Origin of the sequence: Amycolatopsis kentuckyensis, from assembly GCF_002155975.1 — a bacterium.
Classification (GTDB): Bacteria; Actinomycetota; Actinomycetes; order Mycobacteriales; family Pseudonocardiaceae; genus Amycolatopsis; species Amycolatopsis kentuckyensis.
Window position 1 is genome coordinate 1 of record NZ_MUMI01000345.1, and the last position, 21,063, is coordinate 21,063.

At 70.5% G+C, this 21,063-nt stretch carries 18 protein-coding genes; 13 read left to right on the forward strand and 5 right to left on the reverse strand.

Annotation, left to right across the window (positions count from 1 at the left end):
- The first annotated feature begins 443 nt into the window (after window positions 1-443).
- The 3 genes from CCN39_RS30265 (at window position 444) to CCN39_RS30275 (ending at window position 4,180) form a co-directional block, all read left to right on the forward strand.
- Complete coding sequence (locus tag CCN39_RS30265; protein ID WP_086847719.1) at window positions 444-1,580, forward strand: glycerophosphodiester phosphodiesterase; 1,137 nt, start codon at window positions 444-446, stop codon at window positions 1,578-1,580.
- Window positions 1,581-1,620: 40 nt separating this feature from the next.
- Window positions 1,621-2,574, forward strand: a complete 954-nt coding sequence (locus CCN39_RS30270) for a serine hydrolase domain-containing protein (RefSeq protein WP_086847721.1) — start codon at window positions 1,621-1,623, stop codon at window positions 2,572-2,574.
- A 70-nt stretch (window positions 2,575-2,644) separates the two neighbouring features.
- Complete coding sequence (locus tag CCN39_RS30275) at window positions 2,645-4,180, forward strand: amino acid permease (RefSeq protein ID WP_086847723.1); 1,536 nt, start codon at window positions 2,645-2,647, stop codon at window positions 4,178-4,180.
- Between the two features lie 64 nt (window positions 4,181-4,244).
- Here the strand turns inward: CCN39_RS30275 and CCN39_RS30280 are convergent, their stop codons facing one another.
- Complete coding sequence (locus tag CCN39_RS30280; RefSeq protein WP_086847725.1) at window positions 4,245-5,480, reverse strand: MFS transporter; 1,236 nt, start codon at window positions 5,478-5,480, stop codon at window positions 4,245-4,247.
- 148 nt (window positions 5,481-5,628) lie between these two features.
- Here CCN39_RS30280 and CCN39_RS30285 point away from each other — a divergent pair, with 148 nt between their 5' ends.
- Both CCN39_RS30285 and CCN39_RS30290 read left to right on the forward strand, forming a co-directional pair.
- Entirely contained in the window at window positions 5,629-7,263 is a 1,635-nt protein-coding gene (locus tag CCN39_RS30285) for a cation:proton antiporter (protein WP_086847727.1), read from the forward strand.
- Between the two features lie 108 nt (window positions 7,264-7,371).
- Window positions 7,372-7,869 (forward strand): OsmC family protein, encoded by a 498-nt coding sequence (locus tag CCN39_RS30290; RefSeq protein ID WP_086847729.1) that lies wholly within the window; start codon window positions 7,372-7,374, stop codon window positions 7,867-7,869.
- On the opposite strand, the gene CCN39_RS30295 is transcribed toward CCN39_RS30290, so the two are convergent.
- The gene (locus tag CCN39_RS30295) at window positions 7,866-9,152 is read right to left on the reverse strand and encodes an adenylosuccinate synthase (RefSeq protein WP_086847730.1); all 1,287 of its coding nucleotides are present in this window, start codon (window positions 9,150-9,152) and stop codon (window positions 7,866-7,868) included. The two genes, CCN39_RS30290 and CCN39_RS30295, sit on opposite strands and share 4 nt — an antisense overlap.
- 76 nt (window positions 9,153-9,228) lie before the next feature.
- On the opposite strand from CCN39_RS30295, the gene CCN39_RS30300 reads away from it, so the two are divergent.
- From CCN39_RS30300 to CCN39_RS30310, 3 genes are all read left to right on the forward strand, one after another.
- Window positions 9,229-9,909 carry a hypothetical protein gene (locus CCN39_RS30300; RefSeq protein ID WP_434781132.1) on the forward strand — a complete coding sequence of 227 codons (681 nt, stop codon included), beginning with the start codon at window positions 9,229-9,231 and terminating at the stop codon, window positions 9,907-9,909.
- Between the two features lie 90 nt (window positions 9,910-9,999).
- A complete protein-coding gene (locus tag CCN39_RS30305) occupies window positions 10,000-10,638 on the forward strand; it encodes an HNH endonuclease family protein (protein ID WP_086847731.1) in 639 nt (212 codons plus the stop codon).
- A gap of 18 nt (window positions 10,639-10,656) precedes the next feature.
- Complete coding sequence (locus tag CCN39_RS30310) at window positions 10,657-11,775, forward strand: glycosyltransferase (RefSeq protein WP_086847733.1); 1,119 nt, start codon at window positions 10,657-10,659, stop codon at window positions 11,773-11,775.
- Between the two features lie 35 nt (window positions 11,776-11,810).
- Here the strand turns inward: CCN39_RS30310 and CCN39_RS30315 are convergent, their stop codons facing one another.
- On the reverse strand, window positions 11,811-13,688 hold the full coding sequence (locus CCN39_RS30315) for an FAD/NAD(P)-binding protein (RefSeq protein WP_086847735.1): 1,878 nt from the start codon (window positions 13,686-13,688) through the stop codon (window positions 11,811-11,813).
- Between the two features lie 171 nt (window positions 13,689-13,859).
- Here CCN39_RS30315 and CCN39_RS30320 point away from each other — a divergent pair, with 171 nt between their 5' ends.
- The 3 genes from CCN39_RS30320 to CCN39_RS30330 all read left to right on the forward strand — a co-directional run bounded on the left by CCN39_RS30320 (window position 13,860) and on the right by CCN39_RS30330 (window position 17,216).
- Window positions 13,860-14,156 carry a hypothetical protein gene (locus tag CCN39_RS30320; RefSeq protein ID WP_086847737.1) on the forward strand — a complete coding sequence of 99 codons (297 nt, stop codon included), beginning with the start codon at window positions 13,860-13,862 and terminating at the stop codon, window positions 14,154-14,156.
- 315 nt (window positions 14,157-14,471) lie between these two features.
- Entirely contained in the window at window positions 14,472-15,731 is a 1,260-nt protein-coding gene (locus CCN39_RS30325; protein WP_086847739.1) for an MFS transporter, read from the forward strand.
- Between the two features lie 321 nt (window positions 15,732-16,052).
- Window positions 16,053-17,216: a GGDEF domain-containing protein gene (locus CCN39_RS30330; RefSeq protein ID WP_086847762.1), complete on the forward strand. Its 1,164-nt coding sequence runs from the start codon at window positions 16,053-16,055 to the stop codon at window positions 17,214-17,216.
- On the opposite strand, the gene CCN39_RS30335 is transcribed toward CCN39_RS30330, so the two are convergent.
- Window positions 17,217-17,861 carry a TetR/AcrR family transcriptional regulator gene (locus CCN39_RS30335; RefSeq protein WP_086847741.1) on the reverse strand — a complete coding sequence of 215 codons (645 nt, stop codon included), beginning with the start codon at window positions 17,859-17,861 and terminating at the stop codon, window positions 17,217-17,219. It lies immediately after the preceding gene.
- An 88-nt stretch (window positions 17,862-17,949) separates the two neighbouring features.
- Between CCN39_RS30335 and CCN39_RS30340 the strand changes: the two genes are divergently transcribed.
- Complete coding sequence (locus CCN39_RS30340) at window positions 17,950-19,173, forward strand: lipase family protein (protein WP_086847742.1); 1,224 nt, start codon at window positions 17,950-17,952, stop codon at window positions 19,171-19,173.
- A gap of 42 nt (window positions 19,174-19,215) precedes the next feature.
- Here the strand turns inward: CCN39_RS30340 and CCN39_RS30345 are convergent, their stop codons facing one another.
- Window positions 19,216-19,626, reverse strand: a complete 411-nt coding sequence (locus CCN39_RS30345; RefSeq protein ID WP_086847744.1) for a DUF3151 domain-containing protein — start codon at window positions 19,624-19,626, stop codon at window positions 19,216-19,218.
- A gap of 230 nt (window positions 19,627-19,856) precedes the next feature.
- Between CCN39_RS30345 and CCN39_RS30350 the strand changes: the two genes are divergently transcribed.
- Window positions 19,857-21,038 (forward strand): hypothetical protein, encoded by a 1,182-nt coding sequence (locus tag CCN39_RS30350; RefSeq protein WP_208630448.1) that lies wholly within the window; start codon window positions 19,857-19,859, stop codon window positions 21,036-21,038.
- Window positions 21,039-21,063: the final 25 nt, after the last annotated feature.

Here is a 21,063-nt window from a genome sequence, read left to right on the forward strand (position 1 = left end):
CTGAGCCGCGACTCAACCAGCCCGGCCGGCCCGGGAGCCGCCGCCTCCGGCCGAGCCGCGGCCGCGGCCTTCGGCCGAGCAGCCCTGCCGCCGAGCAGCCCAGCTGCACAACCCAGCCGCGGCCGGTCAGCCCCCGCCCGCCCCGCGAACCAGCCGCGGCTGGGTTGTGCAGCTGGGCTGCTCGGCGGCAGGGCTGCTCGGCCGAAGGCCGCGGCCGCGGCTCGGCCGGAGGCGGCGGCTCCCGGGCCGGCCGGGCTGGTTGAGTCGCGGCTCAGCCGGGCTCGGCGGCTCAGCCGGGTCAACCCGGCGCATCCCGCCCCGGGTGAGCAGGAGTCCACGTGTCGTTTACCGGGTCGACTGTCCAGGTACGTACTTCGGATGCTTGCGACATCGAGGGTGGCGCGAGTAGTCAGGGCACACCCTGTGTGAAAAGAGGTCACCAGATGAAGCGCAAACGTGTCGGATTGCTCGCGCTGGCCGGGCTGGCGTTGCTGAGCGTCAGCGGTTTTGCGGGCGGGGCGGCCGGGGCCGCTGAAAGTGGGTCCGGCGATGCGGTCGCGCGGGGGCGGGGCCACCATGAGCCCGTGATCATCGGACACCGCGGCGCGCCCGGGTACCGGCCGGAGCACACGCTCGCCTCCTATGAGCTCGCCTACCGGATGGGCGTCGACTGGGTCGACGTCGACCTCGTACCCACCAAGGACGGGCAGCTCGTCGCCCGGCACGAACCCGAGATCGGCGGCACCACCGACGTCGCCAAGCACCCGGAGTTCGCCGACCGGAAGAAGACCGTCGTGCTCGACGGGGTCACCACCACCGGGTGGTTCACGCAGGACTTCACGCTCGCCGAGCTGAAGACGCTGCGCGCGGTCGAGCGGATCCCGCAGAACCGGCCGCACAACACGCTGTACAACGGGCGCTACCAGATCGCCTCCTACCAGGAGGTCCTCGACCTGACCAAGCGCCTCGGCCGCGAGCTGCACCGGACCCTGGGCACCTACCCCGAGGTCAAGCACTCGACGTTCTTCAAGTCCATCGGCAACCCGACCGAGCCGAAGCTGGTCTCCATCCTCAAGCGCAACGGCCTCGACCGGCCGGACGCGCCCGCGATCATCCAGTCGTTCGAGGTGTCGAACCTGATCGCGCTGCACCAGCAGGTCCGGACGCCGCTGCTGCAGCTGACCTCGGCCACCGGCGCCCCGGCGGACTTCGTCGCGAACGGCGACAAGCGGACGTACGCGGATCTCGTCACGCCGCAGGGGCTGCGCGAAGTCGCGAAGTACGCGAAGTACCTCGGGCCGGACAAGGCGCAGATCATCCCGCGGGACAAGAACGACAACCTGGGCACGCCGACCGCGCTCGTCGCGGACGCCCACCAGGCCGGCCTGAAGGTGCAGCCGTACACCTTCCGGAACGAGAACCCGTTCCTGCCCGCGAACCTGCGCTCGTCGGCCGAGCCGGACGCCTACGGTGACGTCTTCACCGAGGAAGCGGCGTTCTTCCGGGCCGGTGTCGACGGGTTCTTCGCCGACCAGCCGGACACCGCCCTGGAGTCGCTGCACGCGTTCCTGGGCCGTTAATCGCTTTGCCGCGGAGGCCGCGCTCGTGGACGCTGGGTCCATGAGCGCGGCCTTCGACGACCTGGCCTCGAGCCACGGCTTCTCCGGCGTCGTGCTGGTGACCCGCGGCGAGGAGACGCTCGTCGAGCGGGCGTTCGGCTACGCGCACCTCGGTTACGGCGTCGAGAACACCGTCGACACGCGGTTCGCGATCGCCAGCGGCACCAAGGGGTTCACCGCCCTGGTCGTCGTGGGGCTGGTCGCCGAGGGACGGCTGGCGCTTTCGACGACCGCGCGCGAGGTCCTCGGCCGCGACCTGCCGCTGATCGACGACCGGGTGACCGTCGAGCACCTGCTGACGCACACCTCCGGCATCGGCGACTACTGCGACGAAGAGGCGGATCCGCCGCCACCGCCGACTCCGCTCCTCGCCACGTCGGCCGACTACCTCGCCGCCCTCGACGGGTATCCGCAGGTCTCCGCGCCCGGCACGGAGTTCCGCTACCACAACGGCGCGTTCGCGGTCCTCGGCCTGATCGCCGAACGGATCGCGGGCATACCTTTCGCCGACCTCGTCCGGACCCGGGTGACCGAACCGGCGGGCATGACGGACACGGCGTTCCTCCGCTCGGACGCGCTGCCGGCCCGGACGGCCACCGGCTACCTCGAAGACGGCCGCACCAACGTGTTCAGCCTCCCGGTCGTGGGGTACGCCGACGGCGGGATCTACAGCTCCGCGCCGGACTTCCGGAAGTTCTGGCCGGCGCTGCTCGACGGCCGGATCCTGCCGCGCGAGTGGGTGGACCGGATGCTCCGCCCGCACGCGGACGGTTACGGGCTCGGCTTCTGGCTGCCTCGGCCGGGTGTGGTGCACCTGAACGGCGGCGACCACGGCGTCACGTTCTGGAGCACGCACGAGCCGTCGTCCGGACTGACCGCGACCTTGATCTCGAACAACCACCGAGGTGGCGGGCCCCTGCTGCGCCGGCTGGACGAGTTCTTCACGAAGGCTTGACACCCTCCGGCACCAAGGCTACCTTCGGCGAATTCAATGGTCTGGCCGCATACCTTTCAAGAGGTGCCCGATGGATGTTTCCGACCAGCAGACCACTCCCGACGACGACGCCGCCCGGCTACACCAGCTGGGGTACGCCCAAGAGCTGAAACGGACGATGTCGGCGTTCTCGAACTTCGCCGTCTCCTTCACGATCATCTCGATCCTCTCCGGTTGCCTCACGCTCTACGGCTTCGGCATGAAGACCGGCGGCCCGGCCGCGATGATCTGGGGCTGGCCCCTGGTCGGGGTGTTCGTGATCCTGGTCGGGCTCGGCATGGCCGAAGTCTGTTCCAGCTACCCGACCGCCGGCGGGCTGTACTACTGGGCCGCGAAGCTGGCACCCGGCAAGTCCGGTCCCGCGTGGTCGTGGTTCACCGGCTGGTTCAACCTCATCGGCCAGATCGCGGTCACCGCGGGCATCGACTTCGGTGCGGCGCTGTTCCTCAACGCGTTCCTGGACCTGCAGTTCGGCTACGAAGCGACGCCGGGGCACACGATCCTGCTGCTCGCGATCATCCTCGTGGTGCACGGCCTGCTGAACACCTTCGGCGTCCGGATCGTGGCGATCCTCAACAACGTCAGCGTGTGGTGGCACCTCGTCGGCGTGCTGGTGATCGTCGGCGTGCTGATCTTCGTGCCGGCCAAGCACCAGGACGCGTCGTTCGTCTTCGGCAGCTTCGTCAACCAGACGGGCTGGGGGTCGGCGTTCTACGTCTTCGCGCTCGGGCTGCTGGTCGCGCAGTACACGCTGACCGGCTACGACGCATCGGCGCACATGACCGAAGAGACGAAGAGCGCGGCGACGGCCGGGCCGCGCGGCATCGTGATGTCGATCGTCGTCTCGCTCGTCGCCGGCTGGATCCTGCTGATCGGCCTGACGTTCGCGATCCAGGACTACGACGGCGCGGTCGGTTCGGCCACCGGTGTGCCGCCCGCGCAGATCTTCATCGACGCGACCGGCGCCGTCACCGGCAAGTTCCTCCTCCTGATCTGCATCGGCGCCCAGCTGTTCTGCGGCATGGCGTCGGTGACGGCGAACTCCCGGATGATCTACGCCTTCGCCCGCGACGGCGCGATCCCCGGGTCGGGCTTCTGGCACAAGATCAACAAGCGCACGCAGACGCCGACCAACGCGGTGTGGCTCGCCGCGGGCGGCGCGCTGATCCTGGCCCTGCCGTACCTGTGGAGCGCGACGGCCTACGCGGCGGTGACGTCGATCGCCGTGGTCGGGCTGTATGTGGCGTACGTGATCCCGGTGTTCCTGCGCGTCCGCCGCGGCGACTCGTTCGAGCCGGGGCCGTGGACGCTCGGCCGCTGGGGCAAGCCGATCGGCATCGTCGCGACGGTGTGGGTCGCGCTGATCTTCGTGCTCTTCATGCTGCCGCAGGTTTCGCCGGTGACCGTGGACTCCTTCAACTACACGCCGATCGCCTTCCTCGTGGTGCTGGGCGGGGCCGCCCTGTGGTGGGCAGCTTCGGCCCGGAAGTGGTTCAAGGGGCCGAAGGTCCAGGGTTCCGAAGCGGAACTGGCCGCGGTGGAACAGGAACTGAAGGAACTGGGCTGAGTTGCCGTGAGTGGTGAGGCGGGCCGGGAACCCGCCTCACCGCTCACGACCCGCCGCGGCAGGCTCAGGTAGCTGCGCGGCTTTCGGAGGCTGGGGCGGGGTCGAGCGCTGGACTGCGGCGGCCGGGGCGGACCACCGACACCGCTGCCGCGCCCAGGGCCCCCACCGCCGCGAACGCGTAGAAGCCCCATGGGTACGCGATTCCGGCCGTCAGCAGGGCGCCGCCGAGGATGGGGCCGGAAATGGCGCCGATGCGGCCGATGCCCGCCGCCCAGCCGAGGCCCGTCGCGCGGATCGCGTCCGGGTAGATCCGGCCGACGTACGCGTACACCAGGACCTGGGCGCTGAACACGAAGCAGCCCGTCAGGAACACCGCCGCGTACAGCCCGACCGCCGGCAGTTTCACGCTCAGCAGCGCGAGGAACACCGCGCCCGCGCAGAACCAGACGATGGCCGACGGGCGGATGCCCACCCGGTCGGCGACCCGGCCCGCGACCAGCAGGCCCACGATGCCACCGACGTTCAGCGTCAGCAGCAGGCTCAGCGCCGCGCCCAACGGGTAGCCGGCCTGGCGCATGATCTCCGGCAGCCACGTGTTCAGGCCGTAGACCAGCAGCAGGCCCATGAACGAGGTGATCCAGAAGGCGATCGTCGCGCGCAGCAGGCCGCCGCGGAAGAGCCCGGCGACGGCGTGGCCGGCCGAGCGCTCGGTCTCGCGGACCCGCTGGAACGTCTCGGACTCCGGCAGGTACTTCAGCATCAGCGGGACCAGGACCAGGGCGGGCAGCGCGCCGGCGACGAACATCGCGCGCCAGCCCAGCGGCGAGATCAGCACGATGCCCAGCAGCGCCGTCAGCACCGCGCCGACGTGGTAGCCGGTCATCACCGTGGTCGTCGCGCTGCCGGACTTGCCGTGGCGCGCGTACTCCGTGACCAGCGTGATCGCCGTCGGCAGGCAACCGCCGAGGCCGAGCCCGGCGACGAACCTCAGCAGCCCGAAGACGAACGTCGACGGCGCGAACGCGCACAGCAGCGTGCACAGCGAGAACAGCGTCACCGAGATGATCAGGGACTTCCGGCGGCCGATGACGTCGGTGACCGTGCCGATCGCCAGCCCGCCCAGCATCATCCCGGCGAGCCCGACGGTCGACACGACCGACGCCGTCGCGGGGGTCAGGCCCCAGACGTGGCCGCGGAGCAGCACGGGCAGCACCGTGCCGAGCACGACGAGGTCGAACCCGTCGAGCAGGACGGCGGTCCAGGCCAAGGGCACGACCCAGCCGCGAGTGCCAGGGGACATCGGAACCTCCGGAGGTGCGTCGGTGCACGTGTTCCGCACACGTGTGCGTATTGCGAACAAGTATGCATGTGGGGTCCGACACAATCCAGCGCTTTTCCACTGAACGGAAGTCCGGCACAGCGGCGCGACCTGCGGAAAGATCGGGCGGGTGGAGATCTTGACGCTGATGGGCGTGCTCGCCGGCTCGCTCGCGCTGACCGCGGTCGCCCGGCGCTACAACCTGTCCGCGCCGTTGCTGGTGGTGGTCGTCGCGCTCGGCGTCGCGCTGATCCCCGGCGTGCCGCGGCTGGAGCTCGAGCCGGAGCTGATCCTGACCGTCGTGCTACCGCCGCTGCTCTACTCGACGTCGCTCGAGAGCTCGCTGACGCACTTCAAGACGAACCTGCGGCCGATCATCGCGCTCGGCGTGGTGCTGGTGGCCGTGACCGCGGTGGTCGTCGCCGTCGTCGTGCACCTGCTGCTGCCGGACGTCCCGTTCGCCTCGGCGCTGGTCCTCGGCGCGGTCGTGGCGCCGCCGGACGCGGTGACGGCGGTGGCGATCGGGCGCAAGCTCGGCCTGCCCCGGCGGGTGATGGCCGTGCTGACCGGGGAAAGCCTGGTGAACGACGCCGCCGCGCTGACGCTGTACAAGGTCGCGCTCGCCGCGGTCGCGGGCATCGCCGGCTCGGCCGGGCACGGGTTCGCGGTGTTCGGGGTGGCGACCGTGCTGGGCATCGCGGTCGGCCTGGCGATCGGCGCCGTCGTGGTGCTGATCCGGCGACTGCTCGACGACCCGCTGATGGAGTCGGCGTTCGGGATCATCGTGCCGTTCGCCGCCTACGTCACGGCCGAGCACCTGCACCCCTTCGGCGACGACTTCAGCGGGTCGGGCGTGCTCGCCGTCGTCGCGGCCGGCCTCTACCTCGGCCACCGCTCGCTGTACGCGTCACCGGCGACCCGCATGCAGGACAGATCGGTCTGGGCGTCGATCGACGTCCTGCTGGAGGCGCTGGTGTTCGCGCTGATGGGGCTGCAGCTGCCGGTCGTCCTCGACGGCGCCCAGCACGCGGCCCGCGACAACGGCACGCTGGCGCTGGTCGCGGCGGCCGTGCTGGCGGTGACGATGCTGGTGCGGATTCCCGCGGTGTTCGTCTCCGCGTACCTGCCGAGGGCGATGCGGCTGTTCGGCCGCGGCCGCCCGGCGCCGTCGTGGCGGGTACTGGCGGTGGTCTCGTGGACGGGCATGCGCGGCGTGGTGACGCTCGCCGCGGCGGCCGGCGTCCCGGCGGGGACCCCGGGCCGCGAGGAGATCCAGCTGTTCGCGTTCGCCGTGGCCATCGGCACGGTGCTGCTCCAGGGGCTGACGCTGCCGCCGCTGATCCGGGCCCTGAAGGTCGAGGACCCGTCCGAGGCGGCCCGTGACGAGGCGGAAGAGCTGGCCGCGCGCGAAGTAGCCCGCGAAGCGGCGCACGAGCGGCTGCGGGAGATCGGCCACGCGCGGCTGGCGTCGCTCGACCTGCCACCCGAGCGCGTCACCCACCTGAAGGAGCGGCTGGAACGGCTGATCGACATGCGCTACCGGTTCGCCAAGGCGGCGATCACGTTGTCCGGCGAGGAGCACGCGGGCAGCCCGCAGGCGCAGTTCGCGAAAGCCCGGCGAGAACTGCTGATCACCCAGCGCAAGGCGATGATCGAGGAGAACCGCGCGGGCCGCCTCGACGACGACGTGCTGCAGAAGGTGCTGCGGGAGCTGGATCTGGAGGAGCTGTCGGTGTCGGCGACTCTCACGAATCGCCTGGGCTAGCAAGCGCTTCCGCATCGCGGACACCCCGGCTCCCAACGCATGAGAACCCGAGCGGGCCGCCGTGGGATCGCCCACCCTGAAGCGAAATCACGATCTTCAGGAGGGCCCATGTCGCTGACCGAAGTGATCGACGGCACCCGCAAGGCCGTCGACGCCGATCCGCACAACGCCGCCGTTTCCTTCAGCGTCGAGCACGTTCTCAAGCCCGGGACCAAGACCGAGGTCGAAGTCAACGTCCGGGACCACCGCTTCACCGTCGACGAGCCACCCGCGCTCGGCGGGACCGACCAGGCCGCCAACCCCGTCGAGTACGCGCTCGCCGCCCTCGGGTCCTGCCAGGTGATCACCTACCAGTTCTGGGCGGCGAAGCGCGGGATCCCGATCGACTCCATCAAGGTCACCGTCGACGGGGACCTCGACCTGCACGGCTTCTTCGGCTTCTCCTTCAACACCCGCCCCGGCTTCGGGGACGTGCGCGTGTCCGTCGAACTCGAAGGGCCGGCCGGCCGGGAGCGCTACGAAGACCTCCGGCGTGAGGTCGACGAGCACTGCCCGGTGCTCGACCTGTTCCGCAACGAAACGCCCGTCAGCACGAAACTGACCTAGACGAACGCGTGCCGCACGATCGTCTGCTCGCGGCCCGGGCCGACGCCGATCGCGGAAATCCGGGCGCCGGACAGCTCTTCCAGGCGCTCGACGTACGCGCGGGCGTTCGCCGGGAGCTCCTCGAACGTGCGGCACGCCGAGATGTCCTCGAACCAGCCCGGGTGCTCTTCGTAGATCGGGATCGCGTGGTGCACGTCGGTCTGCGTCATCGGCATGTCCTGCGTGCGGAATCCGTCGACTTCGTAGCCGACGCACACCGGAACCTTCTCCAGGCCGGACAACACGTCCAGCTTCGTGAGGAAGTAGTCGGTGATGCCGTTGACGCGCACCGCGTACCGCGCGATCACCGCGTCGAACCAGCCGGTGCGCCGCGAGCGGCCGGTCGTCACGCCGAACTCGCCGCCCTGCTTGCGCAGGTACTCGCCGGACTCGTCGTGCAGCTCGGTCGGGAACGGCCCGGAGCCGACGCGCGTGGTGTAGGCCTTGAGGATGCCGAGCACCGTCGTGATGCGGCCCGGGCCGATGCCGGACCCCGCGCTCGCGCCGCCGGACGTCGGGTTCGACGACGTCACGAACGGGTAGGTGCCGTGGTCGACGTCGAGCAGCGTGCCCTGGGAACCCTCCAGCAGCACGGTTTCGCCGCGCTCCAGGGCCTGGTTGAGCTGCAGCCGCGTGTCGGCGATGCGGTGCGCGAACTTCTCGCCAGCCGCCAGCACCTCGTCGGCGACCTGGTCGGCGTCGAGCGCCTTGCGGTTGTAGACCTTCACCAGCACCTGGTTCTTGAACTCCAGCGCGGCTTCGACCTTCTGGCGGAAGATCTTCTCGTCGAGCAGGTCCTGCACGCGGACGCCGACGCGGGCGATCTTGTCCTGGTAGCACGGCCCGATGCCGCGGCCGGTGGTGCCGATCTTGCGGCTGCCGAGGTACCGCTCGGTGACTTTGTCGATGGCCACGTGGTACGGCATGATCAGGTGCGCGTCGGCGGAGATCAGCAGCTTGGACGTGTCGACGTCCCGCGCTTCCAGCCCCGAAAGCTCATCGAGCAGCACACCCGGGTCCACCACCACGCCGTTGCCGATGACGTTCGTCACGCCGGGGGTGAGGATGCCGGAGGGGATGAGGTGCAGGGCGAAGTTCTCGCCGTTCGGCAGGACGACCGTGTGACCGGCGTTGTTGCCACCCTGGTAGCGGACGACCCACTGGACGCGGTCACCCATCAGGTCGGTGGCCTTGCCCTTGCCTTCGTCTCCCCATTGGGCACCGATGAGCACGATGGCCGGCATGTGACACTCCAGGTGTTCGACGACTGAGGTTTAGTGTCCCGGACGGACACCGGTGGCGCTGACGAAATGCCGGTGCATGACTGTAACGGAGGACCTGCGGGTGCGCGGAATCGTGGTGGCCTGTGGCGATGACGCGGCCGGCTTCGAAGAGGTCGACGACGTCGAGTCGATCCGCGTGCCGAGCCGTCCCGGCAAGGCGGAAATCGACCCCTTGCTGGGCGAACACGATCACCTGGTCGTATCGGGCACGGACGCGGACCTCGCCGCGGTCGTGCTGCGCCTGCTCCGGAAGGACGCGATCTCCGGCGTGTCGGTCGGGTTCGTGCCCTCGTCGCCGGACTCGGTCGTCGGCGCGCTCTGGGGACTGCCGAAGACGCCGCTGCGGGCGCTCGCGCTGGCGTTGCGCGGCGAGGTCGACCCGGTGCCGCTGATCCGCGACGACGTCGGCGGCGTGCTCGTCGGGCGCGGGCAGCTGCGGATGGTCCGCGGTGTCGCCTACGCCGACGAGCAAGTGGCGCTGCGCGGGCCGGCGGCGTCGATCGAGGTGACGCCGGATCCGGGCGGCCCCGGGCTGGCCGTCCGGGTCGTGAAGGGCACCATCTTCAAGCGGCCGTCCACGCTGTACTCGCGGGCGTTCCAGATCGGCTGCATCCCGACCCGGCCGGTGCGCGACGACGTCGTCCACGACCGCGCGGTGAACAAGTGGACCTGGTACCGGCACACCGAGGACCTGCGGCTGGTCCGGGGTGCCGTTTGACGGACAGCAACCTGTCACCTATACGTGTTGTATGCGCCACTTCCGTGCCTGAAGGTTAGCTGTCCCCACTTCAGACACGGAGGCAGCAAGATGCCAACCAGGCGTGCTGTTCGTCATTCGTTCACTGTTCTCGCCGTCACCGCCGTGCTGTCCGGCACCCTGGCCGGCGTCGCGGACGCGACGCCGCCGGGCATCCCGTCGGCCACCACGGCGAAGTCCGAGCTCGCGGCCCTGACCGTCAAGGCCGACGGCTCGCCGACCGGCTACAGCCGCGACAAGTTCCCGCACTGGATCGACCAGGGCAGCAGCTGCAACACCCGCGAAGTGGTGCTCAAGCGTGACGGCACGAACGTCGTGACCGACTCCAGCTGCGCCGCGACCTCCGGCAAGTGGGTCAGCCCGTACGACGGCGCGACCTGGACCGCGGCGTCCGATGTGGACATCGACCACGTCGTGCCGCTGGCCGACGCGTGGCGCACCGGCGCGTCGTCGTGGACGACCGCGCAGCGCCAGGCGTTCGCGAACGACCTCACCGACCCGCAGCTGATCGCCGTGACCGACAACGTCAACCAGGAGAAGGGCGACAAGTCGCCCGACCAGTGGAAGCCGCCGCTGGTCGGCTACTGGTGCACCTACGCGAAGATGTGGGTCGCGGTGAAGTACAAGTTCAAGCTGACCATCAACTCCGCCGAGAAGACTGCACTGACGGACATGCTCAACCGCTGCTGACGCCGGTACGCTCGGGCGGTGCGGATCCTCTTCACGTGCCGCCCGGCGTACGGCCACCTCTTTCCCCTGCTGCCGCTGGCGAACGCGGCGCGCGCGGCCGGGCACGAGGTCGTGTTCGGCACCGGTGCGGCCTTCGTGCCCAAGGTGCGCGAGCTCGGCTTCGAGACCCACCGCGTGGGCATTTCGATCGGCGACGCGGAGGCCGAAGCCAAGCGGCGGCACGGCGAGGACGCCGGCTTCCTCGACGTCGGCATCACGATGTTCGCCGAGCTGCTGCCCCGGGCGACGATGGCGGACCTGCGGCCGCTGCTGCCCGGGCTGCGGCCGGACCTGGTCGTCTACGAGCAGAGTGACGTCGGTGCCGGTGCGCTGGCGCAGCAGGCGGGCATCCCGGGCGTCTCGCTCGTGATCGGCCGGTCGATGTCGCCGGAGGTCCTCGCGGTCGCGACCGAACGGCTGGCGCCGCTCTGGGGCAGCCTGCCCGCGGACGCCATGTTGGGCGACGCCTGCGTCGACGTCTGGCCGGACAGCGTTCGCGACCCGGGCTCGGCCGCGGTGCCGAAGGTGTTCCGGATGCGCCCGACGCCGTACGACCCCGATGTCCCGCTGCCGGCGCTCCCGGAAGACGGCTTCGTGTACCTGACGCTGGGCACGGTGGTCTTCGGCGCGACGCAGGTGCTGCGCGGGGCGATCGCGGCGTTGTCGCGGCTGCCGGTGGACGTGGTCGTGGCGGCCGGCCCGGGTGATCCCGCGGCACTCGGCCCGGTGCCGGAGAACGTGCGGGTCGCCGGGTTCGTGCCGCAGGCCGAGGTGCTGAAGCACGCGGGACTGGTGGTGCACCACGGCGGCACGGGGACGGTGCTCGGCTCGCTCGCCGCCGGCCTGCCGCAGCTGGTGCTGCCCCAGGGTGCCGACCAGTTCGCCAACGCGGAGGCGCTGTCGGCGCTCGGCGCGGCGAAGGCCCTGGTGGGGGACGCGGTGCGGATCGACGCGATCGAGGCCGCGGCCCGCGAGCTGCTGGACGACCCGGCGGCGCGGGAGGTCGCGCAGGGGGTGGCGGGCGAGATCGCCGGAATGCCCGCGCCCGAGACGGTGCTCGGCGAGCTGGTCACCTGGAGCCGGGAACGCGGTGAATGACGCATTCCTGTGTCGGACGCCAGGAAGTGAGTCGTTCACCGCAGCGCGGCCAGCGCCAGGATCTCTCGCGCCACCGCGTCGTTCTGGCGGAAGGACAACGCGTTCGTCCGCGGCCGGGTGAAGGCCGCCGCCGAGCGGGCGCTCGTGTGGGGGCCCACGGCGAACCGGTGGCGGTGGGGGCGGCCCGTCCCGTCGAGGAGGCGGGAGTCCGACACCCGCGTGTGGATGCGGCCCGACGGCAGCGAAGCACCCGTCCCCGGGTCCGCCACCGTCTCCTCCGCCAGGTCGCCCACGTCGCGCAGCTGCCGGAGCAGGCCGTCGGCCGCGCGGGTCACGCTCGGGCCCGGCAGCCGCGCCTCGATCAGCGTGCGCGCCTCGACCGTCTCCGGATGGCTCGCCGACGACGCCACGAAGACGCCGTCCTCCGCCGTCACCGACATTTCCGCGCCCGCGAAGGAAACGATCCCGGCTTCGTGCAGGGCCAGCAGCTCCTCCAGACGTCGCGGCGGCGGGCCGCTGGCGTAGTAGGAGAAGAACCCGTGGAACCAGCCGTCCATATCGGACACCTGGGAAGAGGCGGCCAAACGTCCTTTTTGGACTAGTAGGGGCAATTGGCCGTACACCGACAGCAATGCCGTGAAGGCACCCAGGTCCGCACTGAACTCCGGGTCCGCCCGGCGCGCCAGATCGGCTTCGACGTACTTGCGCAGTTCCTTCCCGAACTCCTCCGCCGTACCGAACGCGCGGCCCGCCATCGGCCGGTCCAGGCGGTCGAGGTCGAGGCGGTCGGCCTCGGCCGGCACCGCCCGCGCGACCAGGTCCCGCAGGGACGGCGAATCCCAGGGCAGGTCGGCGAAGGCGTCGGCGAACACGGCGAAGTCCATGCGGACCCGGCCGGGGTGCGCGGTGAACAGCTCGCTGTAGTAACCCCAGGCCAGTTCCTTCGCGACCAGCGGCCAGACGTCCCGGCGGAAGTCGAGCACGTCGCCGGCCAGCGCGTCGATGGCGTAGGCGTCGAAGAACCTGGGCAGCCGCAGCGGTTTCCCGCGCAGCCGGTACCCGATCTTCGCGTGGTACGGGACCCCGCGCCGCGAGCCGACGTGCAGGACCGGCTCGGCGCCGCTCGGGTGGTAGCGGAGGCCGCCGCACGGGAGGTCCTCGAACCGGCCGCCGCGCCCCTCGGTCAGCAGCAGCATCAGGTCGACGAACGCCAGCCCGAACCCGCGCACCAGCACGGTTTCGCCCGGCTCGACGCCCGTGTAGTCGACGTCGGCGGTGTAGCCGGCCGGGTAGTAGGACAGCCCGTGCCGCACGGCGAACGCCGCCAGCTCGCGCTCCCGCTCGTCGGGTTCCGCGTCGAGGTGGCCGACGGTGAAGACGACGGCGTCCGCCGCGATCGCCGACCCGTCGGACAGGTGGACCGTGTCCCCGTCGACCCCGGTCGCGCGGGCCGCGTGCTCGACGACGTCGATGCCGTCGGGCAGGTCCTCGACGATCTTGCGGTACACCCAGGTCAGGTAGGCGCTCTGCAGGCGCCGGGTGGGGAAGTCGAACGGGTCGAGCGCGGTCAGCTCGGCCACGACGTCGGGCGGCACGTCGGCGTCGAGCCCGCCGTCACGCACCTTCCGCGCCCACTCCAGCAGCGACGGCCCCGGCCGCACCGGGCCGGCCATCTTCACCGAATCGTCGGTGAACATCGTGACGTCCTCGGGCATGGAGTTCATCCGCAGCAGCGGTGACTGGTCGTAGCGCCACACCCGGCCGGGCCCCGGCGGGAACGGGTCGATCAAGTGCACTTCGAGCCGCCGGCCGCCGAGCAGTTCGCCCGCGTTCGCGCCGAGCCGCTCGAGGACGCCGACCCCGCGGGGTCCGGCGCCCACGACAGCCAGGGTGAACGGCGGGAGATCGGCCACGAACCCGAAGCTACGCCGGGGTTCCGGCGCCGGAGCCCCTTCCCACAGAGCGGAACCCATCCACTTCGCGCGCGGCTCCGAAGTCCTGGGGCACATCGGCGAGAGGAGCGAACTTGACCTTCGTCCACCCAGGCGCCCGGGCCTCGAGCACCGACCTCCACCTGCGAATACTTGACCGATGAGATCGGTTCGCCGCACCGCGTCCACACCGCGCAGGACGTGGTCGGCACTCTCCTCCGGGGGAACTGGGCGATCTTCGCCCACGAATGGGCCGATCCGGACGGGATCGATCCCGAGCACTGGCGGGACGTCGTCGAGGCCGCCGCGGAGGCGGCCGGGGTCGACGTCGAGTTCGTGGTCATCCCGCGCCGGTCCCTGACCGTCGTGTTCAACCGGGCGGTCCCGCCCACCTTCGAGCAGGTCCGCGCGTCGATCGAGGTCATCGAGCGGGCGCGCGGCGAGAACTGAGCTCCCCGTTCCCCGGTAGCCACCTCGCGGACGCGAGGTGGCTACTTTTGCCCCTGGCGACCGACCAAGCGGTACGGAATGATCGATTGGTGACTCCTGAGCCACCGGTCAGACACTGCGGGCTATCGTCTGACCCGTTCGGGAAAGCTCCGTGACACCTTCGATACCAGCGAAAGAACCTAGAGATTTACCAACAGTCACGGGACACTGGCTGGGGTGACTCACGTACCGTGACTGCCTCATGACCGACTGGTCGTCTCGTCACCGGAGGTCATGGGGCGGACGCGGTCTGTTCAAGAGGTCGGGAGAAAACGCATGGCAGCACCGCCGGATCGCGTCACGTTCCGCGAGGTGTTCGGGATCGCCGAGTTCCGGGCGCTGTGGTTCGGCGAGCTGCTCTCGATCGCCGGCGACCAGCTGGCCAGGGTCGCGCTGTCCATCCTGGTGTTCACCGGCACGAACTCCGCGACGCTCACCGGCCTGACCTACGCCCTGACCTACGCGCCGTCACTCCTGGGCGGCATCTTCCTGACCGGCTTCGCCGACCGCTTCCCCCGCCGCAGCGTGATGGTGCTCGTCGACCTGCTGCGGGCCGGCCTGATCCTGCTGGTCGCCCTGCCCGGCATGCCGTTCTGGCTGATGTGCGTGCTGGTCGGTGGCGTCTCCCTGGTCAACCCGCCGTTCAAGGCGTCCCAGCTGGCGCTGCTGCCGCAGGTGCTCGAAGGCGACCGGTTCGTCGTCGGGATGGGCATCCGGAGCATGACCGTGCAGACCGCCCAGCTGCTCGGCTTCGCCGGCGGCGGCGCGCTGCTGATCGCCCTCGACCCGCACGTGGCGCTGGTCGTCGACGCGGCCACGTTCGTGCTCTCGGCCCTCTTCGTGCGCTTCGGCGTCCGCGCCCGGCCGGCCGCGGCGAGCGGCGAACAGCGCAAGTCCTTCTTCGCGACGCTCGGCGGCGGTAGCCGGACGGCGTTCGCGAGCTCGCCGCTGCGGACGCTGGTGCTGTTCACCTGGCTGATGGGCCTGCTGCCGGTCTACGAGGGCATCGCCGCGCCATACGTCACGGCGGCGGGCGGCGGCCCGGAAGCGATCGGCCTGCTGCTCGCGGCCGACCCGATCGGCAGCGTCATCGCGACCTTCGCCTACACGCGCTGGGTGCCCGCGCGGCTGCGGCCGAAGCTGATCGGCCCGCTTTCGGCGCTGTGCGCGGTGCCGCTGGTGCTCTGCTTCCTGAACCCCGGCCCGGTCTCGTCGATCGTGCTCTTCATCATCTCCGGCGGCCTGGGGACGGTCTGCCTGCTGCAGGCGACCGCGTCACTGACCCTGGCGGTGCCCGACGAGCAGCGGGCGCAGGTGATGGGCCTGTCCAACACGGGCCTGACCACGATGATGGGCATCAGCCCGCTGATCGGTGGCGTGCTGGCGGATCAGCTGACCCCGCACGGGACGGTCGGGATCTTCGGCATCGCCGGGCTCGTGCTCACCCTGCCGCTGGCGGTGCTGTGGGCCCGGGCGCTGTCGGGCGAGCCGGACCGATGGATCGACAAAGAAGCCGCACGCGCCGAACATGCTTGACATGCCCCGCGCGTGGGCTCGACCTGCGCGACCTTGCGGTGCGCTGTGCGGTCACTGTTCTTTGCCGCGCATCGCTGGCCACCTCTCGTTCCGGTGTCAAAGAAAAAGTACACACCGAAAGCCCTTGTGGACAGCAGGCGAACGGTCTGAAACTGTCCGTGAGTACTTTGTCACCGTACAACCACGCAAGGGTCTGGGGGAAAAATGGTCACATCGGGGGAACAGCGCGGCCAGGACTTGATTTCTCGCGTACAGGGGTGGGCACTGTGGACCCGCCCCCGCGACTGGATCATCGCGACGCTGACCGCCATCGCGGTCATGCTGAGCTGGACGGCCGTTTCGCTGTTGACCGTGCCGGTCACCGTCGCCCAGCTGGGCACGTTTCTGCTGCTCACAGCCCTGGCCGTGGCGCAGACGGAGGTCAGCAGGCGGCTGGAGCGGCAGCGCCGCATCCTCAGCAACGGGCCCTACATCTCGATGACTTCGGTGTGGCTGCTGCCCGCCGGCCTGCTGTTGCCGGCCCAGCTGATCGCCGCGCTCGGTGTCGTGCTGTACGTCTACCTCGCGTTCCGTAGTTGGTCTGGCACCCGTCCGGGTGAATTTCACCGCGTGGCCGCGAACGCGACCACGATGATCCTGTCGGCGTTCTCCGCGGGTGTCGTCGGTCACATGACCATCGGCAGCGGGGTGGCCACGGTGACGCTGGCCGCGCTGGCCTTCTTCACGGTCAACACCGCGCTGACCGGCCTCGGCCTCTACCTGGCGGACCCGAAGAACGCGACCCCGGTGTCCTGCCTCGGCAACATGGACGACAACCTGCTCGAGCTGTCCACTTTGTGCGTCGGCGCGCTGCTGGTGATGGTTCTCAACGAGGAACCGCTGCTGTCGGTGCTTGTCATCCTGCCGCTGTACGTCCTGCAGCGGTCCGTGCTGATCAAGCGGCTGGAAGAGCTGGCCACCACGGACCAGAAGACGCAGCTGCTCAACGCCACCACCTGGCAGGACGGCGCGCAGCGCGAGATCTCCCGCGCGCAGCGCGAAAACGGCAGCTTCGGCGCCATGATGATCGACCTCGACCACTTCAAGCGGATCAACGACACCTACGGGCACCTCGCGGGGGACGACGTGCTCAAGGCGGTCGCCGCCGTGGTCAAGCAGGAGACCCGGGCGCACGACCTGGTCGGCCGGTTCGGTGGCGAGGAGTTCGTCGCGCTGTTGCCTTCGACGTCCAAAGAGGATGCGATCGTCACGGCGGAACGGATCCGGCAACGGGTCAGCGAGCTGATCATCAGCACCACGACCAACGCGGGCGCCGCCGTCGACATCGAACGGCAGACGGCGTCCATCGGCGTCGCCGCCTACCCGCTGGACGGCTCGTCCATCGAGGAGGTGATGGCGTCCGCCGATGCGGCCGTGTACGCGGCCAAGCACGGCGGACGCAACCGGGTGGTGGGGTCGGTCGCCGCGGCCTTGGCCGCGGCCTAGCTACCGCAACCGGTCGATGACGTCGCTCGCCTTGGTCTGGAGGCGGGCGACGCCGCCCACGGTGAATTCGGTGAGCAGGTCGATCAGGGCGTCCTGGTCCGGCGGCTCGCCGTCCCAGGTGGCCTGGACCAGTGACTCGGTCATCGCGAAGAAGAGGGTGACGAGCGCGCGGTCCGCACGGCCGGAGTCGATGCCGTGCGCCGCCCACCGCTTGCGGCTCGCTTCGGCGTAGACGACCGCCAGCCTCTCCCTCAACCGGGTGAGAGCGGGGTCGCCCGCGCGCTCGGCCGCGCGGAGCACGCCGTAGCCCTCGGGGTGGTCGGCGACGAAGGTGACCATGTTGGCGTAGTTGGCCCGCGCCCAGGCCCGCAGGCCGGGCTGCTCGTCGGCCACCGACGGCCCCGCGATGGCGGTGAACGCCCTCTCTTCGGTTTCCGCCACGACCTCGGCGAACAGCGTCGTCCGGTCGCCGAACTGCTCGTAGACGGCCTGGCGCGAGACGCCGGCTTCGCGCGCGATCTGCTCGATCGTCGCGCCCTGCATCCCGTGCTGCGCGACGACCCTCGCCGTCGCGCCCAGCACGCGGGCGCGCTGCTCCGAAACCGGGAGCTTGCGCGGCCGTCCACGCGGCGCCGGGCTTGACATGGTGCTCCACCTCACGTGATTCTTTTTCCGACACCTCTGTCTAAAAAGGTGTTCCCCGCGCACCCGCCCTGCTCAACGAGGAGCAAGCATGCGTATCTTCCCCCGCCGCGCCCTCTCCGCGGCCGTCGCCACGGTTTCCGTTCTGGCTCTGGCGACGCTGGGCCCGCCGCAGGCCTCCGCCGCGTCCTTCTACGATCCGCCGTCCCCCCTCCCCGCCGGCCGCAACGGCGACGTCATCCGGCACGAGGTGTCGACGTTCTACATCGATCCGATCCAGCTGATCAAGGCCGACGCGAACGTGCAGCGGATCATGTACCGCAGCACCGACACGCACGGCTCGCCGGTCGCCGTCACCGGCACGGTGCTGACGCCGCGGTCGGCGTGGCACGGCACCGGGGTGCGCCCGATCGTTTCCTACGCCGTCGGCACCCAGGGCGAGGGCGACGACTGCGCGCCGTCGAAAGCGCTTGCGGCGGGCTTCGAGTACGAAGGGCCGTTCATCGCCGGGCTGCTGACGCGGGGGTACGGCGTCGTCGTCACCGACTACGAGGGGCTCGGCACGCCCGGGGACCACACGTACGTCAACCGCGCTTCGGAGGGCCACGCGGTGCTCGACGCGATCCGCGCAGCGCAGCGGCTGCCCGAGGCAGGACTGCCGGACGACGGCCCGGTCGCGATCGCCGGCTACTCGCAGGGCGGCGGCGCTTCGGCCGCCGCGGCGGAGCTGCAGCCCAGCTACGCGCCCGAGCTGAAGCTGAAGGGCGCGTACGCGGGGGCGGTGCCGGCGGACCTCGCCGAGGTGGCCAAGAACCTCGACGGCCACTACGCGGTCGGCTTCCTCGGCTTCGCGCTGGTGAGCATGAACTACGCGTACCCGGAGCTGAACATCCCGGCGCTGCTCAACGCGCGCGGGAAGCAGCTGTTCGAGCAGGTCCGGACCGAGTGCACGGTCGAGGCGATCGCCGCGCACGCGTTCACCCAGTCCTCGACGCTGACGAACGACGGCCGCTCGCTCGTCGCCTACCTGGGTGAAGAGCCGTACCGGTCGCGGGTGGCCGAGCAGAAGATCGGGACGCTGAAGCCGACGGCGCCGGTGCTGATCGTCCACAGCGCGCTCGACGACATCGTCCCCTACGCGCAGGACCGCGACCTGGGCCGGACGTGGTGCGGCAAGGGCGTGAAGGTGCAGTTCAGCACGTCGCTGGTGCCGACGCACGTGCTCGGCGCGGTGCGCGCGTACCCGGAGGCGTTCGCCTGGCTCGAGGGTCGCTTCGCCGGCCTCCCGGCGCCGGTCAACTGCGGCTGGTTCTGAGGCCGGAAGGGCCCGGGACCGCGCGGTCCCGGGCCCACGGCGTCACTTCAGGCCGGTGGCTTCCGCGGCGGCGGGGTCGGAGTCGGCGAGGAACGTCCGGCAGCGGTCGTACTCCTCGGTCTCGCCGATCTTGCCGGCGGCCTTGCCCAGCACGGCGAGGGCGCGGAGGAACCCCTGGTTGGGGCGGTGCGACCACGGCACCGGGCCGAAGCCCTTCCAGCCCGCGCGGCGCAGCTGGTCGAGACCCCGGTGGTAGCCGGTGCGGGCGTACGCGTACGCGGCGACGGTCTCGCCCGCTTCGAAGGCCTTCTCGGCCAGCGAAGCCCAGGCCTCGCTGTAGTCGGGGTGTTCGGCGGCGACGGTGGCCGGGTCGGTCCCGGCGTCGAGCGCGGCCTGGGCGGCGGTGTGCTCGGGCAGCAGCGTCGGCTCGGGGCCGAGCAGGTTGTGCGTCATGGGGTCATTGTGCCCATGCCCGCGGATCAGAAGAACAAGCCCGCGAGAATCCCGCCGCCGGCCAGCACCAACGCGGCGACGAGCACCGCCGCGACAACTCGTTTCGGCATCATGGCGCGACACCATGCCAAGCCGGGGCCGCTCGAAGCAAGTCGTCCACCCGTAGGGGTGAACCCGGGTTTTTCGGCGTCTTTGCACGCTCGTGACCATGACCGGCGATGATGTCCGGCATGGCCAAGGCAGTCGACGTCCCGGTGGACGTGATCCCGCGCAGTCCCGTCGGCAAGACGCGGCTGTTCTTCACGCGGCACTGGCACCGCGGCGCCCCCGGGCAGCCGACCCCGGACTGGGTGCTCCGGTTCTGCTACGGGATGTGGCTGGCCGCGTTCGCGTTCAAGCTGGTCGGCTCGTCGTGGGACATGTCGTGGCACTTCATGTGGCTGCGCGACGACCTGGCGCCCCCGCACCTGATCAACACCGTCGGCACGGTGATCATCGTGGTGCTGGTGGCGATCCACAGCTACACGGGCCTCGGCTGTGACAAGCGGTCGTTGCGCCTGATGCAGATCGGCCTGCTGACGTTCCTGATCGCGGCGCCGCTGGACGTGATCAACCACCGCGTCAACGGCCTGGACCTGACGGCGTGGAGTCCGTCACACATGATGCTGTACCTGGGGACGGGCATCATGCAGGCGGGCGTACTGCTGGGCTGGCTGCGGTTCTCCCCTCCGGGCCGCTTCCGCACGGGCGTGCTGCTCGGGCTGTGGGCGTTCTTCCTGGAGAACACGTTCTTCCCGAACGGGCAGCAGGAGTACGGCATCCTGGGGCTGCGCGCGTGGGAGCGCGGCGAGCCGGAGGCCGAGAAGTCGCTGCTGGACTTCGCGGCCGGCCAGATCGGCCACCCGGTCGACCGGACGGCGGTGCTGCACTTCACGATGCCGATTCCCGAGTGGGTGTACCCGCTGTGGGGCATCGGCGTGATGGCGCTGATCCTGGTCCTGGCGCGCAGGACCCTGGGCTTCCGCTGGGCGGCCACTTCGGTGGCGCTCGCGTACGTCGCTTACCGGTCGGTGATGTGGCCGCTGCTGCTCGGGCTGGGCTTCCCGGTTTCGACGGTGCCGTTCTACCTGCTGTTCGTGGGCCTGGCGGTGGACCTCGCGTTCGCGATGAGCAGCGGCGTTCTGCGCGCCGGCGTGGGGGCGCTGCTGGTGACGGCGTTCGGGTACGGGGCGTTCTGGGTGCAGTCGCAGTTCCGGCCGTGGGTACTGGGTGACGCGCACACGGAGTCGGCACCCCCGGCGGCGTACTGGACGGCCGCGGTGGTCCTGGCCGGGGTGTTCGTCCTGTGGGCCGGTGCGGAACCGCTGGCCCGCAGGTGGGCGGCGCGGCGCTCGGTCGCCGAACCGGCCTGACCACGACGAAGGGCCGCCGCGGAAA

Coding starts and splice junctions, on each gene's coding strand:
- CCN39_RS30265 (WP_086847719.1), top strand. CDS start 444: ATGAAGCGCAAACGTGTCGGATTGCTCGCGCTGGCCGGGCTGGCGTTG.
- CCN39_RS30270 (WP_086847721.1), top strand. CDS start 1,621: ATGAGCGCGGCCTTCGACGACCTGGCCTCGAGCCACGGCTTCTCCGGC.
- CCN39_RS30275 (WP_086847723.1), top strand. CDS start 2,645: ATGGATGTTTCCGACCAGCAGACCACTCCCGACGACGACGCCGCCCGG.
- CCN39_RS30280 (WP_086847725.1), bottom strand. CDS start 5,480: ATGTCCCCTGGCACTCGCGGCTGGGTCGTGCCCTTGGCCTGGACCGCC.
- CCN39_RS30290 (WP_086847729.1), top strand. CDS start 7,372: ATGTCGCTGACCGAAGTGATCGACGGCACCCGCAAGGCCGTCGACGCC.
- CCN39_RS30295 (WP_086847730.1), bottom strand. CDS start 9,152: ATGCCGGCCATCGTGCTCATCGGTGCCCAATGGGGAGACGAAGGCAAG.
- CCN39_RS30300 (WP_434781132.1), top strand. CDS start 9,229: ATGACTGTAACGGAGGACCTGCGGGTGCGCGGAATCGTGGTGGCCTGT.
- CCN39_RS30305 (WP_086847731.1), top strand. CDS start 10,000: ATGCCAACCAGGCGTGCTGTTCGTCATTCGTTCACTGTTCTCGCCGTC.
- CCN39_RS30325 (WP_086847739.1), top strand. CDS start 14,472: ATGGCAGCACCGCCGGATCGCGTCACGTTCCGCGAGGTGTTCGGGATC.
- CCN39_RS30335 (WP_086847741.1), bottom strand. CDS start 17,861: ATGTCAAGCCCGGCGCCGCGTGGACGGCCGCGCAAGCTCCCGGTTTCG.
- CCN39_RS30340 (WP_086847742.1), top strand. CDS start 17,950: ATGCGTATCTTCCCCCGCCGCGCCCTCTCCGCGGCCGTCGCCACGGTT.
- CCN39_RS30345 (WP_086847744.1), bottom strand. CDS start 19,626: ATGACGCACAACCTGCTCGGCCCCGAGCCGACGCTGCTGCCCGAGCAC.
- CCN39_RS30350 (WP_208630448.1), top strand. CDS start 19,857: ATGGCCAAGGCAGTCGACGTCCCGGTGGACGTGATCCCGCGCAGTCCC.